This is a genomic window from Nitrospira lenta, from assembly GCF_900403705.1.
Classification (GTDB): domain Bacteria; phylum Nitrospirota; class Nitrospiria; order Nitrospirales; family Nitrospiraceae; genus Nitrospira_D; species Nitrospira_D lenta.
In genome coordinates this window covers 413,885-430,031 of the sequence record NZ_OUNR01000001.1, presented here as the reverse complement: position 1 = coordinate 430,031, position 16,147 = coordinate 413,885, and the positions used below count along the sequence as shown (strand labels likewise).

At 58.1% G+C, this 16,147-nt stretch carries 16 protein-coding genes; 1 reads left to right on the top strand and 15 read right to left on the bottom strand.

From position 1 onward, the window contains the following. Positions 1-78: 78 nt before the first annotated feature. The 15 genes from NITLEN_RS02075 to NITLEN_RS02005 all read right to left on the bottom strand — a co-directional run bounded on the left by NITLEN_RS02075 (position 79) and on the right by NITLEN_RS02005 (position 14,952). Positions 79-606, bottom strand: coding sequence for a phytanoyl-CoA dioxygenase family protein (locus NITLEN_RS02075; protein WP_281267747.1), 528 nt, complete (start codon positions 604-606; stop codon positions 79-81). Positions 607-973: 367 nt separating this feature from the next. Beyond that, on the bottom strand, positions 974-1,570 hold the full coding sequence (locus NITLEN_RS02070) for a VPLPA-CTERM sorting domain-containing protein (protein ID WP_121987919.1): 597 nt from the start codon (positions 1,568-1,570) through the stop codon (positions 974-976). A 189-nt stretch (positions 1,571-1,759) separates the two neighbouring features. Beyond that, the gene (locus tag NITLEN_RS02065) at positions 1,760-2,932 is read right to left on the bottom strand and encodes an ABC transporter permease (protein ID WP_121987918.1); all 1,173 of its coding nucleotides are present in this window, start codon (positions 2,930-2,932) and stop codon (positions 1,760-1,762) included. Positions 2,933-2,943: 11 nt separating this feature from the next. After that, positions 2,944-4,113 carry an ABC transporter permease gene (locus tag NITLEN_RS02060; RefSeq protein WP_121987917.1) on the bottom strand — a complete coding sequence of 390 codons (1,170 nt, stop codon included), beginning with the start codon at positions 4,111-4,113 and terminating at the stop codon, positions 2,944-2,946. After that, positions 4,110-4,790, bottom strand: coding sequence for an ABC transporter ATP-binding protein (locus NITLEN_RS02055; RefSeq protein ID WP_121987916.1), 681 nt, complete (start codon positions 4,788-4,790; stop codon positions 4,110-4,112). Before NITLEN_RS02055 ends, NITLEN_RS02060 begins: the two co-directional genes overlap by 4 nt. Next, positions 4,787-6,046, bottom strand: coding sequence for an efflux RND transporter periplasmic adaptor subunit (locus NITLEN_RS02050; RefSeq protein WP_121987915.1), 1,260 nt, complete (start codon positions 6,044-6,046; stop codon positions 4,787-4,789). The genes NITLEN_RS02055 and NITLEN_RS02050 overlap by 4 nt, the downstream gene beginning before the upstream one ends. After that, a complete protein-coding gene (locus NITLEN_RS02045) occupies positions 6,043-6,579 on the bottom strand; it encodes a helix-turn-helix transcriptional regulator (protein ID WP_181416583.1) in 537 nt (178 codons plus the stop codon). The genes NITLEN_RS02050 and NITLEN_RS02045 overlap by 4 nt, the downstream gene beginning before the upstream one ends. 629 nt (positions 6,580-7,208) lie before the next feature. Then, complete coding sequence (locus NITLEN_RS02040; protein WP_121987913.1) at positions 7,209-8,957, bottom strand: hypothetical protein; 1,749 nt, start codon at positions 8,955-8,957, stop codon at positions 7,209-7,211. Further along, on the bottom strand, positions 8,954-9,688 hold the full coding sequence (locus NITLEN_RS02035) for an HD-GYP domain-containing protein (RefSeq protein ID WP_181416582.1): 735 nt from the start codon (positions 9,686-9,688) through the stop codon (positions 8,954-8,956). The genes NITLEN_RS02040 and NITLEN_RS02035 overlap by 4 nt, the downstream gene beginning before the upstream one ends. A gap of 62 nt (positions 9,689-9,750) precedes the next feature. Continuing rightward, complete coding sequence (locus tag NITLEN_RS02030; RefSeq protein WP_121987911.1) at positions 9,751-11,247, bottom strand: hypothetical protein; 1,497 nt, start codon at positions 11,245-11,247, stop codon at positions 9,751-9,753. A 203-nt stretch (positions 11,248-11,450) separates the two neighbouring features. Further along, positions 11,451-11,969, bottom strand: coding sequence for a hypothetical protein (locus NITLEN_RS02025; protein WP_121987910.1), 519 nt, complete (start codon positions 11,967-11,969; stop codon positions 11,451-11,453). A 24-nt stretch (positions 11,970-11,993) separates the two neighbouring features. Then, the gene (locus NITLEN_RS02020) at positions 11,994-12,680 is read right to left on the bottom strand and encodes an FMN-binding protein (protein ID WP_121987909.1); all 687 of its coding nucleotides are present in this window, start codon (positions 12,678-12,680) and stop codon (positions 11,994-11,996) included. Further along, a complete protein-coding gene (locus tag NITLEN_RS02015) occupies positions 12,665-13,123 on the bottom strand; it encodes a hypothetical protein (protein ID WP_121987908.1) in 459 nt (152 codons plus the stop codon). The genes NITLEN_RS02020 and NITLEN_RS02015 overlap by 16 nt, the downstream gene beginning before the upstream one ends. 66 nt (positions 13,124-13,189) lie before the next feature. Beyond that, complete coding sequence (locus NITLEN_RS02010; RefSeq protein WP_181416581.1) at positions 13,190-14,638, bottom strand: porin; 1,449 nt, start codon at positions 14,636-14,638, stop codon at positions 13,190-13,192. 134 nt (positions 14,639-14,772) lie between these two features. Then, complete coding sequence (locus NITLEN_RS02005; RefSeq protein WP_121987906.1) at positions 14,773-14,952, bottom strand: hypothetical protein; 180 nt, start codon at positions 14,950-14,952, stop codon at positions 14,773-14,775. Positions 14,953-15,097: 145 nt separating this feature from the next. Here NITLEN_RS02005 and NITLEN_RS02000 point away from each other — a divergent pair, with 145 nt between their 5' ends. Further along, a complete protein-coding gene (locus tag NITLEN_RS02000; protein WP_121987905.1) occupies positions 15,098-16,114 on the top strand; it encodes an FAD:protein FMN transferase in 1,017 nt (338 codons plus the stop codon). The last annotated feature ends 33 nt before the right edge of the window (positions 16,115-16,147 follow it).

Here is a 16,147-nt window from a genome sequence, read left to right as displayed (position 1 = left end):
GCGGCAGGACTCATCCCGCGCAATCGTGTCTTCATGAAGTGAGTGCCATACGTTGCCGCCGTACGATCTCGATGCGATTCACAGGCATGCATTGGAGTATTGTTCCTCTAAGATCGCCTCTCTGGTAAGACCTGAAAAGCGTTCTGCGTTCCAGTGCAGAAACGTATCGGTGTTCACGCCCAATTGAATCACCACCAGATTTCTTTCCCGCGTTGATCGGTTCTCTCGTCCGCCGTGCAACAGCTTTGAGTGAATTATCACCACGTCTCCCGCCTCCGCGTTGAGAGAGACGATTTGGCGCAAATCGAAAGCCTTGTTCTTTTCCTCCTGAATCGCTTCCTCATCGGTGATGGTATGGCTTTGGGGAAGAGCTTCCGTGCAACCGTTTGCGTCATACATTCCTTCAAGCGGAATCAACGCCCGGAGGAACGTGCACGCCTTGGCCGGGCAGATGTAGCGGTTTGGGTAATCGCGATGCCAGGAGAGATTGGGGCCGACCCGGGCCGGTTTTCTGGTGACATTCGAAAAATGATAGACGACATCGTTTGAACCGAGTAGCGCTTTTGCAATGTCCCATAACGGCTGATGCAGAACGAACTCTTTCAGCGCTTCTGAAAGGGTCGGAAGTTCCCCAATCAGAAACGGAATCTCTCAAAGGGAATCGGGCCTGAGCCCAGGGTTGCGGTGCTCAGGTAGAGCTGAAAGAGGGGTGATACGGGTGCGCCACGCATTGTCTTCGGGCCGGACATTCTTGCAGATGCGTTCAACCGCGCGTCTCGCTTTTTGGATGTCACGCTGTCGGTAAACCTGTGAAAAGGTATGGTGCCCGAGATCGAAAAAAGACATTGCTGCTCCCGTGAAGCGGCTCGGGGTATTTACGTTGACGCTGTTGTGAGATCGAACCATCCGCGCACCTGGCGCCTTTTCAGCTCAGCCGATGACTCCGCACGTGGAGGTACCACTGCGGTCACATTCATCGCATTGTGTATCGCACCTTGCGAGCCATCGCTCCGATGCCCAACAGGCCGGACAAAAACAGCGGCAGCGCAGCTGGAATTGGAACGGGAGCGACTTGGTAATCCAGCGTGTAGGTTGTCGTTCCCTCTGTTTCCTGAAGCCAGAAACTATAGGCTCCTGGCCCAATCGGGCCATCGGCAACGAAGTCGAGCAGATTGTCCCCGACTGAAAGTCCGGGCAGTGTGCCGATCAGGGCCCACCCTGAGAGGCTACTGAACCCTAACGTCTTAAAGTCGCTTCCACGGGCCAGGCCGAAGAACGACTGGTCGTCGGTGGTCGTATAGCTCGACAACACGATAGCATTCAACGCGTGGCCTGCACCGATGGTCACCGTGAAAAAATCTCGATCCAGCGAAGGCTGGTGAACGGTAGAACCCAAGATCAGGTTCTGCCCGACCCCGAGGGTTACAGCAGTGGGGTGTAGGTGGTCGTTGGAGAGGTCGCCCCGCAGGGCTTCATCATACACTGTTGCCGCCTGAGCGTTGAGTGCGAGCAAGCTGCACAGTAAGAAGCTCCAAACCGTTCGGTGCATCGTCTGTGCTATTCCCTTCATGTGTCCCTCCTCCAATAAATTGGAATGCCACCGCAACACCGGTATCTGTAGTCACACGCATATGTCACATGCAGCTACCTACGCCGGTTGCGATTCGGACGCCATGTTCAGGTGCTGGAATCGTATGCTCATTGCCCTCATGCTCCGATCCAAGACCGATTCGTTTGCCGAGGAAGAGAGGGGGACGGGTTATCGGCCGGGGGCGCGTAATGCGGCGGCGACAGACAAGCGGGCTGCCCGAACCGCCGGAGGGATTCCGCCGATCATGCTGATGCCCAGCGCAAACGCCATCGTAATCAGAGCGGAGGCGGGAGTCAGTGTTAGGCGAAAGGCGAGTTCTGAGAACGTGCTGAAGTTCATCGTCGAGAGCGTGACAAACTGCAAGGCCGTGCCGCCGCCGATTGCCAACAGCCCGGCCAAGGCGCCGAGCAGCAGGGACTCAAACAAGAAGGCCGAGAGAATTTGGCGCGGCTTGAATCCCAGCGCCCTCAGCATCCCGATCTCCCTTGTGCGGGACGCGACGGCGCCGTACATGGTCATGGTGCCTCCCAGGACCGCGCCCACGGCAAAGATGAAGGTGAAGGTGAAGCCCAGGAGGCGAATGAAGGTGGCCATCGCCAGCGATTTCTCGAGGTAATACTCGCGTTCTCGTTTCACTTGCAGCAGGAGTCTGGTGTCTGCCGCGATGGCGGCATCCAGCGCGTGAAAGGCCGACAGGCTGGAGAGACGTAAGGTGAGCGACGAGTAGGAGTCCCGTCCATACGCGGACATGAGTTGGTCGACGTCGCCCCAAATCTCGGACTCAAAGGCGGTGCCCTGCGCCTCCGCGATACCGACGACGAGCCAGTCCCGTTTCCCGATACGTAGATGCGTGCCGATACCGTCACGGAGAAAGCGCGCGGCGATTTGAGCGCCGATGACGATTTCAGTCGTGCCGGGTTGCCAGGCGCGCCCCTGGGTCAGCCGAACCTGCGGACGCAGCGCGAAGGCTTCCGGCTGTGTTCCTCGGACCACCACATTGGCAGGGGAGTCGGTCCCGCTTTTTGCGAGGCTGATCAGGGCGACCAATTCGGGGATCGCCAGGGGAGCGCCGCCGGGCGTGCGCGCGATGTCGGCGAGCGTGCTCACGATGTGCGCTTGATCGCGGTAGATCCCGCTCGCGATCTCCGTGGTCGCGCCTTTCCGCAGCAGAAGGACATTGTCCGGTGAACCGCTTTCGATCAATGCCCGGTTCAATCCATTGCCCAGCATGAGGACCGCCAGCAGGATCAGGCTGACCAGTGCCAGGCCCGCGATGGTCAGCGCTGCCGTACTGCTCCGCACCCAGACGTTTCGGAGACTGTAGGCCAAGAGAAGTGTCATGGATCAGGGTCCTATCCGGCGTTATGCAAGTCCTCCGCAACCTTGTCGCGCAACAGGGCCACGATAGGAAATGCCGCCGCGCAGACGGCGATCCCCAGTGTGACGAAGGCGCTCAGTAACAAGGTGCTCGGGTACAGGGTCAAATGTTGGAAGAAATTTCCCAGTTTAGCGGCCACGAGGGTTCCATACAGGTGTGAGGCGGGAATGGTGATGGCAATGCCCAGGGCCGAGCCTATGACCGCAATGAGCAGCGCTTCTCCCGTGACCAAGCCCGCCAGATGCCGTGGCTGAAATCCGAGCGTCCGCAGGACGGCCAGCTCCTTCGTGCGTTCGCGCACGGCCATCACGAGGGTGTTGGCGAGCACCAGCAAGGTAACGCCGTTGAGTACGATCGCCAGCAGCTTCAGTGCGTTGATGATGGATCCGGACATGGCGACGAATCCGGCTTGAAACGCTTGCTCGGTTTCTGTCCTGGTCTCCGAAGTGGAATTGGCAAATTCTGCATCGATCGATCGGCTCACGCGCCCGGCGAGAGAGGGATCGGCAATGCGAATGACGTACCAGCCGACCGTGCCGGCTCGATCGGGGTCTAATTGCTGTCGGCGTTCGTTCATATAATCCCAGCGCAGGAGCATCCAGGTTTCATCCGTGGCGGCGTCGGCCCCGCGATAGATCCCGCGCACGACGAATTCCCAGTCTCCGGGATAGAGTGTCCCTTTGAGCGCGATGACATCGCCGACTTTCCATCCGTAGAGCGCTGCCAGCCGGCGACCGATCAGACATCCCCTTCGATCAGTGAGAAACGCTTGGCGCTCCGCTGCCGGTACAGACAGTTCTGGATGAAGGTCCAGAAACGACGCCGGCTCAACGGCGAACTGCGGGAAGAATCCCTTGGCATCCCGGTAGACGCCGCCGAACCAGTTGGCGTAGCTGACGCCGGTCACTCCATCCAGCGCGGCGATACGGTCTCGATAGGCGAGCGGAAGATGAATGGACAGCGAGGCGGCCTGGCGAGTGATCAGTCGGTTCGGGACCGAGGCCTCGACGCCTGCGTACCAGGCGCGGACCGTCGTGACAATTAGATTGAAGGCGAGGATGACCGTGGCGATGCCGAGCGCAGTCAGCACGACGCGCAGGGGATGCCGCCGAAGATTACGAACGATCAATGTCCCGAACGTCATGAGCTCGTCACCGTTCCTTTATCGAACTGGAGAGTCTCTTGAGCGTATTCGGCGGCCCGTGGATCGTGGGTCACCATGAGAATGGTCTTGTTAAGGTCCCGATGCAGCCGCGAGAGGAGCGCCATGACGGATTCGGCCGCGGTTCGATCGAGATTCCCGGTGGGCTCATCCGCCAGTAAGATCGTGGGGTCGCTGACAATGGCGCGCGCGATCCCGACGCGTTGCTCCTGTCCTCCGGACAACTGACGGGGATAGTGATGGATCCGGTCCGTTAACCCGACGAGCCCGAGGGCCGCCTGGACGTGCTTGACGCGTTGGTGCCGCGTCAGGGTACTCAGCAGCAGCGGCAATTCGACGTTTTCCGATGCGGTCAACACCGGAATAAGATTGTAGAACTGGAAGATGAAGCCAATGTGCCTGGCTCGCCATTGGGCGAGATCGGACTCCCCTTGCTGTGAGACGGCCAACCCAGCCGCGCGGATTGTTCCCTGGGTCGGACGGTCGAGTCCGGCGACCAGATTGAGGATGGTCGTCTTGCCGGATCCGGACGGGCCCATGATGGCAAGAAATCGTCCGGGGGGTACAGACAAGCTGAAGTCTTTGAGAACCGGGATTTCTTGTTCTCCTCGAAAATAGGATTTGGAGACGTGCTGGAATTCAACAACAGAGGCGGTCATGGCTGAGGCTCCTCTCGCTGGGGGATTCGTGACCGGACGTTCATGCCCGTGTGCAGCGATGACGGCGGCGCAAGGATGACGTGTGACGACGCGGTCAGGGTTCCGCGCACTTCGCTGTCTCCGCCGCTCCGGGATACTTCTTCAACGGAGACTTCGCGGACGGTCTCGTTTTCGAGCACATAGAGGATGGGCCGGCCGTTGTGCTGCACAAGCGCGGATGAAGGAACGAACAGCCGCGGTGCAGCCGACTCGTTCGTCCGCACCACCGGTAAGAAGGAGACCTTGGCGCTCATTTCAGGGAGGACACGATCGTCACGCTCGACGAAGCGAACTTTCGCCAACACCGTGCCTTTGGATCGGTCGGCTGTCGGCACGATTTGTTCGACCATCGCGGGATAGTGCTTGCCCTGGAGGGCGTCCAGAGTGATCTCGGCTGATTGGCCCTGCGCGATTTGTGAGAACGACGATTCTGAGATCTCCGTCTCTACCGCGAGCGAGGTCATATCCGCGATGAGGACCACCGCGCCACGCGAACTGGCAGAGCTGGCCATGGGCGCGACCACTTCGCCGATCTCGGCAAATTTCTTTAAGACGGTGCCGTCGAACGGCGCGCGTATCAGCGTGTTCTCCAACATGACGTCGGCTGTCTGGACGTCGGCTTCCGCCGCCGTAATGGCCGCCGCCGCCGATCGCACCGTCGCTTCCGCGCGCCGGAGGCGCGTGGCGGTGGTGTCGAACTCGGCTTGCGACACAAACTGATTGGGCAGCAAGGCTTGGGCTCGCGCATAGCTGAGCCGGGCATCCCGGTGTTCGGCTTGGGCGTTGGTCAACGCGGCTTTTGCCACATCCAAGCGCGCCTGTACCTGGCGCTGAACGGCTTGGACATCGTCCTGTTGAACCCGGGCAATGATGTCACCGGTCGTGACGCGACTGCCGACGGAGACGGCGAGATATTCCAGGCGGCCGGTGCCTTTGGACGCGACAGAGGCTTGTCGCTGCGCGACGACATAGCCACTGGCGCTCAACATTGATGACGGCATGGCGCCTCCGACGATCCGTACCGGCGCCGTGTCAACTTCCGGCAAGGCGGAAAATTCCGGCAGCATCCAATAGAGTCCCGCCAAGAAGCCGCAGCCGGCGATGCCGGCCCCGACCCATCTGAGCCAGCGCTTTGATGGGCGGGGTTCTTGCGGGGATTCTTCCCGTGGCAAGGTGAGGACGGACACATCCGCATCTCGAATCGGCGGGGACGTCATGAGGGGTTCCTTGCCGGGCCTGGGCGTGGTTTGGAGAGCCGCCGGCTGCGTTCTGATCGAAACTGGATCGGAGATTGGCCGGTCGCGCGTTTAAAGAAATGGCTGAACGCAAACTGATCGCAGAATCCGATAACCGTCGCAATTTCAGCCACGCCCTTGTCCGTGGTCTCCAGCAAGCGGCTGGCGATTTCAAGACGGCGACGCTTCAGATGCGCGGAGAACGATTCGCCCATCGTGCTGTGGAAGAGGTCCGAGCAGTACTTTTCCGAGTATCCGAGAAACTGCGATAGGAGTTTGAGGGTCAAGCCCCTGTGAAGATTGTCGGTCATAAACTTGTGAATGCGCGTGGGAAGCGATGGCTGCGGGGGCGCCGTGTCCTCGTCTTCCGGCTTGAGGATGTGCGCCAGGTTGAACAGGGAGCTGACCACTTCCAGCAGTTCGCGTTCCGATTTCACCTGGGCGAGTCGATCGGCCCATTGCGGGGCATAGCGGCTCAGTTCTGCCGTGAGGGTGTGAATACGTCCAGTAAGCATGATTGACTCCGAAGGCTTCGTCATGTGTGGCGCGAATCCCATTCCAATACGTCCTGTCAGCGCGGCGGCGCCGGCAAGACGGACGCAATGACCCTGTTGCAATATCGGGCTCTGGACTCACGTCCTCTGGCCTTCCCACACGCATGTGTGTGGCGTGGTTGAACGACTGTGACTAGGACATCCTGGGCGGCGTCCCGCGGATCAATTCAAGTGGGACGCACACCAGCCGGCGACACCGTTTGCATTTGATTTCCACGCCGGCCCTTGTCCAGCGGGCAATCAGTTGTCCGCAGGCGCAGCGCAGGCTGCCGTCATGCGCTGGTTGTCGGCTCTGTCCATCCACGCGTGTCCGCTCCTGACTTGAAGCTGGAGCCGCTGCTCCGTAAACGGTGCCATAAAAAAAGCCCATGGCCAGTGTCTGACCATGGGCTCTGGACGATGGGTCCGTTGGCCTTGCCCGTACTGATCAATGGAAGATCAGCGGACGTACTGTGTATTCAAGAAGGTGGGACGGGGGGCCTCAGGAGGACTGAAGGCCCCCGTCCGTGAAGTGGGAGGCGTTGGCCTCCCACTCCCTTGCCGGCGCGTGGAGGGCGCCGGCTGGTCGTGTTCGTTTCCGTCTAGTTCGACTATTGATAGTCCTCATCGAGTGATTTCAAGAATGCGACGAGCGGTGCGATATCTCCCGTCGTCAGCGCGATGCCTTGCAGCTGCGAGGCTCCGTTGCGCAGGGTCGCGGCTCTGGCTTGCGTAGAGACGTCTCGATAAAACACGATGATATCGGTCAGTGTGTCGAACTGTCCGGTATGCATGAATGGAGGGGAGTGGCTCAGGTCGCGGAGCCCCGGCGTCTTGAAGCGGGCGATCGCTCGATCCAGCAGGGTAGCATCGGATTGAAGACAGGGCACTTGGTTGTCGCACAGCAGGGTGCGAATTTTGGCCTGTGGGTTTGGAATGTCGGGATTGGCAAAGACATTCCAAACTCCCAGATCCGTCAGCGCCGGATTCGACAGTGTCGGGATCGATCTGAACGGTTCCTGCGCGGCCGGGTGCGTTTCGGTAGCTGGAAGAAACTGATTGTAGTTCCCGTTGCGCGTAGTCAGGTTCGGAATAGACAGGCTGGCAAATTGGCCGGCGCCGTGAATGGCGTCGTACTCTTTCTGCGTCGTGCCGGTGTTGTGCAGTTTGAAGTCGGTAAAGTTCGGCGCGGCATGGCAGGCGAGACAGTTGCCGATTCTTCCGGCCGTCAGTTCTGTCGGTGAGGCGGTACTGGCCGCCGGTTCCGCGAGAAACATCTTCAGCCCGTCGAGTTCTGTTGCGCCAAAGGTAAAGCTCTGCGCGTGGAATTGAAACTGGCCATTTGACCGATTCGGGTTCACGGCTACAAATTGCGGGGTAAACCCCGGCGCGGTGATCAATGTCCGCAAGCGCCGGCTGTAGTCAATCGGCGTTTCGTTGGCATCCGGTTGCTGCGGCAAGCCATTGCGTTCCAGAAAGACGTCGAAGGGGGAGCGAATGAGGGCTCCGCTGTCTTCGGCTTGCGAGAAACGGAGTCCGTTCACGTAGGCGGACACCACTTTTACGACAGCGTCGAAGACTTGCTGGTCGGTGCTGGATCCGATGAATGCGCGGAACTGCGGAGGCAGACGGAACTCGTCTGGAATAGCTGGGGCGGATCCGGTAAATAACGTTCCATAGGATACGCCGTCGAACTGCTGGGCAAGGTCTCCTGCGCCGTCGTCGCCTCGAACCACGCGCGCGAGATGCGCGATGGCTTGGGCTTTTTCCCCTGGGAGCCAGCCGAAGTTTCGGCCAGTGAAGGTGGCAGCGACCAGGTCTTCCATCGAATTGAACTCCGCATCGAAATGGAAGAGGACGCCATCCGGCCGATCCAGCATCGAGTTGACGAGCGCCGGAGAATTGCGGGGCGCATGAGTTTTTCCATCGGCTCTCGCCGGAATTGGACTGCGGCGGGCAAAGTCGGCATAGGTGCGCATGCCGCCGCCTGGCGCGGTCAGCACATCATCGACCAGGTGGCAGGCGCGGCAATTCATCGATCTGCCGGCAAATGGGCCGGGTGTGATCGGCGCGCCGGTCGTCTCCACGGTACTCATAACAGCATCGCCCGCATTCGGATCATTGACGGCGCCACCGTTGTCCATAAATACTTTGAACGCCTGCGCAAAGCGGGTTTCGAGGAACAGTCGCTCTCCGACTGCTTCTTCGGCTCCCGCGGTGCCGGCGGCGATTGTTGTCGGGGCTTTCCCGGAAGAGCTGTCTCCTCCGGAGCATCCATATCCGGCAACGAGGCCGATAAGTCCCATGAAGCTGAGTAGGGCGGAAATGGGAGTGCGGGTGTGGGATCTGTGATGTGTCATGACGCGTCCTCTTTCATGCGATCAGAAGCAACGAATTGACGCGGGGAGTTCAGCGTCGAATTCTGATCATGTTCTCCCTCACTGAGGCAACCGTCCAAGAGTTGAACCAACTGGGGATCGAATTGAGTGCCGGATGCGACGCGGAGAATGTTCATCGCAATGCTGTTACGAAGAGATCGGACCGGCGCGTCAGGGACGACGATGGCATCGAACGCATCGGCGATGGCCAGAATTCTCGCGCCCAGAGGAATGTATGCGCCGCGGATTCCATAGGGATAGCCTGAGCCGTCCCAGCGTTCGTGGTGATGGGCGATGAGAACGGATGCCTCCTGCAAGAAGGCAAAGGGTTCGAGGACAGTGGCTCCGAGCCGGGCATGTTGTTGCACGGCGACGTAGGCCTCCGGTTCGAGCGCTGTGCGAGTGTTCGTCAGATGCGGCGAGAGCATTAAGAGTCCAATGTCATGCAGGAAGGCGGCGAGCTTGAGGTGGTGCAAAGCCTCGGCGTCGAGGGCTGCGGTGCGGCCGATCATGAGGGCGATATCGGCGGTATGGCGTGCATGGCCGGCCTGCCAGGGCAATGCACGGTCGATTTCCTTGGTCACCTGGCGAACGAGAATAGACTCGACATCGCGCCGGGAGCGATGAGGCAATCGGAGGCCGTCGATCTTACTCAGCATGGCGACGATGCGAGATCGTACGGTTGTGACGATTGTGTCCGTTTCAACGGTCATGCAGGGTCTCCATGAGACGGAGCGGGCCGGGGACTTCTGTTGGAGCCCCCGGCCCTGCGTCATTAGAAATAGGTGGCTGCTGAAACGACCAGCGCACTGTCGTGGATGCGTTGCCCGCTGTTCGGATTAAAGGCCTTGGGCATATATTGGTAGCTGATCTTGAAGACCGCATCTTCGACCGGCCGATAGTTCAGACCGAAGGAAATCTGTTCCAGCTGGCCTTGGTTCTCGCCCCGGTTATCTCTATTCAAGTTGACCTGGTCATAACGAATCACCGCGGTGAAGGTTGAACCCTCGCCGAATCGCTTGGGTGACAGCGCCGTCAAGAAGGACGGCATAAAGTGATAGTTGCCCTGGATGTAGAACCCCTGCATCCGCTGCGGCGGAGCGGCCAGAGGGTTGAACGTATTGATTCCCGTCAGGATGGTGCCTGGCGCAATGCTGTTGAAGGTGTTGCCGGCAATGGCGCGTGAATTTCCTCTTGCATAGGCCCAGGCCGCTTCACCGATGATCTCGAACGGCCCTTTCTGGAGTGTCCAGTCGATGGCCGTAATGCTCAGGGGGTTATAGCTGCTCGGGGAGGAGTTGCCGAAATACCCGGATCCGGCGACTTCGATGCCGAGGACAGGGCTAAAGGCCACACGGCCTGAGACCGCTTTGCCATTGTTGATATCGAGTCCGTCCGCGGTGTTTTCGCATTTTCTCTGGCGCGAGTTTTTGGTGCCGGTTTCCTCATTGATGCGCGGTTCGCCGGTAGGGTTGTATCCGCAGGGGCCGGTCGTCACATAGAGTTCGTAGTCGAGTTTGCCGGTCGCCCCTGGGTAGAACGTGCCGTAGAAGCCCGCGCCGGTTTCAGACATGGTCGAGGGAATAATGAACTGACTGACCAGCGGACGATCCGTCAGGTCGTTCAGCGGAGAGTCGTGGAGCAAGTTAAACTTGCCGATCGGGATCAAGAGAATACCTGCGCGAATATTGAACGGCTCGCTGACGAGGTAGTCCAAATGCGCAAATTCGAGGCTGATTTCTATTTCTCCGGCCCCTCGAATTCCATGTTCAATCTCCATTTCCGAGGCGAACTTCAGATGCTCGGTAATATCCGCATAAATAAACGGCACGAAACGCTGTTGGTCGAATCCGTTTGTAACGCCCTCGTTATTTCGTATGGCGTTATAGTCGCCGGTCTCCATGACTCCTTTGCGGTGGCTTCGATACTGAATATCCATGTAGCCTCCCACGATGGCTTTCGGGGCTGCCACAAACGGCTTGGCATAGACCAAGCGGCCTGATCCGCTCGATCCGAACGACAAGGGGGCTGCTGTCGAGGTACGAAGGTCTCTGCCGACCTCGGGAAGGGAGCCGATCCCCGGTTCATTCGACGCGGTTGAAGCCCCGTCCCGCCGTTCATGATCCTGAGATTGCTTCGCGGCGGCGCGATATTGGCGCAACTCCTCTTCCACCTGCTTGAGGCGATCCTCAAGATTCTTGTCTTCCGCGAATGCGGGAACTCCTGGCCAGAATGCGATGATCAGTAAGCCGAGTCGTAATGCCGTCTTCATGACTGATATTCCTCTACAGTTGATGGTGAAGGTATGACTCGGGGCGCTGGGGCCTCTGGCCTGTGGTAGTGGTTGCTGTTGACGCTCTTTTCCCCACGAGTACACACACGAACAACACAAACCCCAAGATCACTTGTGTGAACGTGGGCTCTGGGTGAAAAACCTCTGGCCGTTGTAGATTGTCAGGACCGCGCTGGTAGTCGCTAGGTTTCCTCGGAGCGTTTCCCGCCCATCAGTGGTTGCTTGAGAATCCACATCTCACGCAAGGGAATCCACATCATAATCAAAAATGTCACCATCATCAGCGTATCGCCGGTCAACATCGTCAGCACGAAGACGGGCGACACGTAGCTGATCAACCAGGGAGACAGTAAATCCAACCCGACACCGGCAAAAGAGAGCCACGTCATCCAGACCTTCATGGCCTGGCTGGCGCTCGTCAAATACAACACGTGGACCAGAATCATGAACACCACCGGCATGGTGAAGAGGTGGAAATGCGTGACTTCCGCCAGTTCTCTGAATGACATCGGCTCGCCGAACGTGGCATCCGATCCCCGGTAGTGTTCCGCAATGCCTTGTGGCGACAAGCTGGTCATGCTGTGAGCCCAAAAGAACGAAAACAGAAATCCGATCAGCATCAAGAACAAGAACTGTGTGTACAGCAGTCTGATATGCCGGTCGGAGTCCCGGAGTTTGAATCGTTGATTAAAATTTTTCATAGGGGGACGCTCGGTCCGCTTCGGTTAGTCGCCGAAAATGGATGTAAAGATGCCCTTCTCAGATTTGCGAGATGTGACGGTATCGCTCCCCAGCCCGGCCGGCTTCAGGTAAAACTCGTCGACCAGGACCAGGACCCGCTTGACGCCGGCGCTCATCGATCGGACGGACATGGTGGCACCGCTGATATTGATGATGTCCTTGTTGATCCGGATAGGGTCGGATACCGTTCTACCGTCATATTGCGCATTGAACCGCTTTTTCCCGACCTCACTGCCTCTGGCATCGCGAAAGACCAGCAGCTCCACGTCCGTGCAGGCGCCCTTCGAATCGACGCCGACCATATAGGTCATGTGTTTGTACTTGCCGATGGTGTTGTGGATCATGGCATAGCCGTCGATCTTGTCTCCGGTCTCTCCGATGTATAGCTCAAAGGATTCTTCTGGGAACTTCCAGCCGATTCGCTGCTCGATGAGCTCTTTCTTGTCCGGTGTCAGGCGGATTAGCTCCTTGTGTATGCGGTGCGACTTCGGGAGGATGGTTTTCACGGCCTCCTCTTCCGTCATAAATTCTTCATACTTGAAGTCGTCGTCTTTCAGAAATCGGTGCAACTCGTTATCCCAGATCTTTTCGCCGGCAAAGGCCGGGAGAGCTGAGACCACTAACACCAAGACGGTCGTAACGGTGCGGAACGCACTCAGCTGAGAGAACATCCTTGCTCCTTTAGTTTTGTATCCAGACGGCTTTGTACATCGGCCATGACTTCCGCCGAGGGATCGGTGGAGGCCCAACCGAAGAGGCGTGAGCCGCCGCGGAACGCCCAGCGCTGCCGCTCTTCGGTAAAACTGATCTTGGTGACATCGTTGAGACGCTTGACGACCAGGGTGATACGGGACCGATCTCTGCTATCCCCCAAATCGCGTTGGAGGGCACCAAAGGTCCGTCCTGGCATGGGAATTTCGAGCCAGCCGGTGACGATCATTCCGTCTTCTTTGTCTTTCGTCACGACCGCGCGATCCTTCACTGCATCAAGGGCCGCATCCCAGGCGTGGTCATAGCTGCACACCGCAAACCGCTGCTGCATGCCACTCATGGAGGCGCAGGCCGTGAGTAACACCGGCATCAGGAGGAGGGGAACGAGTCGTTTCATCATCATAATAGTACGCGGCCTTATTGTTCGCTGAGAGGCCGCCCCTTTCCGAGGCGGCCCCTCATGGTTCTTCTAGAAGTACGTGGCGGCTTGAATCAGGAAGCCGTTGCCATTTAAGAGACTGGTATTCGTTGCCAGGTCGCCAGCTGGAACGAGCCCTCTTGCGTTGTTCTGAGTGTTGAGCTGCCAGTCAAATTTAATGACCGTGTCTTCAATCGGCCTGAAGTTGAGGCCCAGGGTCAGCCGGTTAAGTTCCCGCCGGTTGCCTCCGCCTGCGTTGTTCAGGGTTCGGTCGCCGACATCGGTATCGACCTGTTCCCACCGGACGACGGCGGTAAATGTCGATGCGTCCGTGAAGTGACTGGGTGCCCAGGTCTTCAGGAATTCCGGCATGAAGTGGTAGTTACCTTGCACGTAGTAGCCGCTCATCTTACCCGGGCCGATCCCTGGATTCGTAATGGTTGTCCAGGCAGCTTCTCCGATGACCTCGAAAGGACCTCGTTGCAGCGTCCAGTCTACGGCTCCAATGGTGATGTTGCTGACGCCGGTGATCCCGTTATTGGTCTGTCCACCGGGATTCAGTTGTCCGTGATACCCGGACCCGGCCACTTCGATTCCCAGCATCGGGCTGATGGCGACCCGGCCGACGATGGCCTTGCTTTGATCGCGATCTCGCGAGACGCTGCCGCGCACACTGCGCACTCCAAGATCGTTGATGGTTCCGGCCGTCGAACTCATGCCGTTCACCGCATAGAGTTCGTAGTCGATCTTCGATAAAGAGGTCGGGTATAAAGTTCCATAGATACCAGCGCCGGCTTCGAACCAGGTGCTAGGGATAATGATGCGGGAGACCATCGGACGATCAACGAGATCGTTCAACGGCGAATCGTGCAGCAAGTTGAACTTGCCGACCGGCATCAGCAGGATACCGGCGCGCAGATTAATAGCTTCATGGATCAAATAGTCCAGCTGGGCGAACTCGATCTGAAAAGATCCATCGCCAGTCTGAGGGGCATTTGCTCCGCCTCGCTCAAACTCGAGTTCCGTCGCAAACTTAATATGATCTGTAATGTCGGCGTAAATAAACGGCACCAGCCGTTGTTGGCCGAAACTGTTGCGGCTAGGATTGTCCAGATTGGGGCGCGACAGATTGTTGTACATCACATCGACATATCCGCCGACCGTCGCTTTGGGCGCGCTTAAGAACGGTTTCGCGTAGATCAGTTTTCCTGATCCGGTCGATCCGAATCCCAAGGGAATCTTTTCTTCGCCCTTGCGTTCGACTCGAATGTCGGTGATAGGGCCGGAGGCCATAGGATATTGCGCTGTGCCGGGTTGGCCGTCCTTCCGCTCCAGGCTTCGTTCGGCTGAACTTTCTCGCCGTTCGTGCTCCTGCATCTTCTTGTTCACGGCGTCATCGACTAACTTCTTGATTTCCTCCGGGGTCATATCGACTGCCAAGGCCGGCACAGCCGACAAACTGGCGATGATGAGAGCCCCGAGGATTGACCGCATCTTCATCGGTATCCTCCACGGTGAGTTGGGTTGTGGTCTGACTCGGGACTCGACGGTCTCTGGTCTGGCGTATGTACACAGCACGGCATCTCGAATGAATGCTGCAGTAGTTCTGTGGAGACCTCCTTTCGTGAATCGACTCACGATGCGACGGTGCTCCATCCTTCGATGGACGAGAAGGGAATGATGACAATGCGTTTGCAGCGTTTGCATTTCAGTTCGATCCCTTGCCCGCGCACTTTAGCGATCAGTTGCCCGCATTCGCAGCGGGTTTCAGTGCCATGACACGTGTCAGAATTTGAGGCTGATGTAGTGATCATAGTGGTCGGCAATCCTGGTAAATGAAATTGAGAACGATTATTAGTATCTCGCTAGAGGTTCCATTGTCAAGAGGGTATCGCGTGCCGCATAGTGAGGCCGTACGGCTGGGTGGTTGTGTGGTTTGGCGCTGGAAATGGTGAAATTATGATGCGAGCGTGGTTCTCAGGAGTGATCGGGGGGGTGATGGTTATCCTGCTTGCGGGGTGTGGGACGATCCGCTCCACTGAACCGCCTGTCGTGGGGAAACGAGCCCAGATGCATATGGGGACGCTGGTCTCCATCACGACGGTCGCTCCGACTAAGGCCATTGCGCAGGCTTCAATGGACGCGGGGTTTCATGAGGTGAAGCGACTAGAGCAGCTTCTCAGTACGTGGATTCAAACCAGTGACGTATCTCAGGTGAATGCCGCCGCGGGACGAGAGCCTGTGGCGGTTGGTCCTGAAACCTTGGAGGTGGTTCTGCGTTCGCTTGAAATGGCTGGTTTAACCGAAGGTGGGTTTAACATTGCAATTGGCCCTGCAGTCGAAGCCTGGAGCGTAGTCGACGATCAGCGGATTCCCAGTCATGCGGAATTGCAGTCACTGAAGCCGTTGATCGATTGGTCTGCGATCCGAGTTGATCGAACAGCCCATACTATTTTTCTGCCTGTACGGGGGATGCGAATTGATATTGGCGGGATCGGTAAAGGGTATGCCGCCGATCGGGCGGCCGACGCGATGAAGAAGGCCGGCGCGATAGGAGGCGTCATTGCGTTGTCCGGCGACATTAAGGCGTTCGGCAATTTGCCTGGGATGAAAGGATTTTCGGTCGGTATCCGCCATCCTCGACAAGACGGTGCACTGGTCGCGACGATCGATCTGCAGGACGAAGCCATTTCGACTGCCGGGGATTACGAGCGGTATTTTGAGCGGGCGGGTATACGGTATCACCATATCCTCGATCCGGTATTGCTAGAGCCCGCGAGGAAATGTCAGAGTGTCACCGTGATTGCCACCGAAGGGACAGTCGCGGATGGGCTTGATACAGGTATTTTTGTTCTTGGGCCAGAGCGTGGAATGGCGCTGGTCGAGCGCCTTCCGGACGTCGAAGCCGTCATCATCGATGATCGCGGGAGGATGACTGTCTCCTCAGGACTGCGATCCCGGCTACGGTATCCATAAGAAGATTTCTTTCGAGAAGGGGGTACGATGGCT

Coding starts and splice junctions, on each gene's coding strand:
- NITLEN_RS02035 (WP_181416582.1), bottom strand. CDS start 9,688: ATGACCGTTGAAACGGACACAATCGTCACAACCGTACGATCTCGCATC.
- NITLEN_RS02060 (WP_121987917.1), bottom strand. CDS start 4,113: ATGACGTTCGGGACATTGATCGTTCGTAATCTTCGGCGGCATCCCCTG.
- NITLEN_RS02065 (WP_121987918.1), bottom strand. CDS start 2,932: ATGACACTTCTCTTGGCCTACAGTCTCCGAAACGTCTGGGTGCGGAGC.
- NITLEN_RS02040 (WP_121987913.1), bottom strand. CDS start 8,957: ATGACACATCACAGATCCCACACCCGCACTCCCATTTCCGCCCTACTC.
- NITLEN_RS02055 (WP_121987916.1), bottom strand. CDS start 4,790: ATGACCGCCTCTGTTGTTGAATTCCAGCACGTCTCCAAATCCTATTTT.
- NITLEN_RS02070 (WP_121987919.1), bottom strand. CDS start 1,570: ATGAAGGGAATAGCACAGACGATGCACCGAACGGTTTGGAGCTTCTTA.
- NITLEN_RS02020 (WP_121987909.1), bottom strand. CDS start 12,680: ATGTTCTCTCAGCTGAGTGCGTTCCGCACCGTTACGACCGTCTTGGTG.
- NITLEN_RS02045 (WP_181416583.1), bottom strand. CDS start 6,579: ATGCTTACTGGACGTATTCACACCCTCACGGCAGAACTGAGCCGCTAT.
- NITLEN_RS02050 (WP_121987915.1), bottom strand. CDS start 6,046: ATGACGTCCCCGCCGATTCGAGATGCGGATGTGTCCGTCCTCACCTTG.
- NITLEN_RS02005 (WP_121987906.1), bottom strand. CDS start 14,952: ATGATCACTACATCAGCCTCAAATTCTGACACGTGTCATGGCACTGAA.
- NITLEN_RS02030 (WP_121987911.1), bottom strand. CDS start 11,247: ATGAAGACGGCATTACGACTCGGCTTACTGATCATCGCATTCTGGCCA.
- NITLEN_RS02010 (WP_181416581.1), bottom strand. CDS start 14,638: ATGAAGATGCGGTCAATCCTCGGGGCTCTCATCATCGCCAGTTTGTCG.
- NITLEN_RS02015 (WP_121987908.1), bottom strand. CDS start 13,123: ATGATGATGAAACGACTCGTTCCCCTCCTCCTGATGCCGGTGTTACTC.
- NITLEN_RS02025 (WP_121987910.1), bottom strand. CDS start 11,969: ATGAAAAATTTTAATCAACGATTCAAACTCCGGGACTCCGACCGGCAT.
- NITLEN_RS02000 (WP_121987905.1), top strand. CDS start 15,098: ATGATGCGAGCGTGGTTCTCAGGAGTGATCGGGGGGGTGATGGTTATC.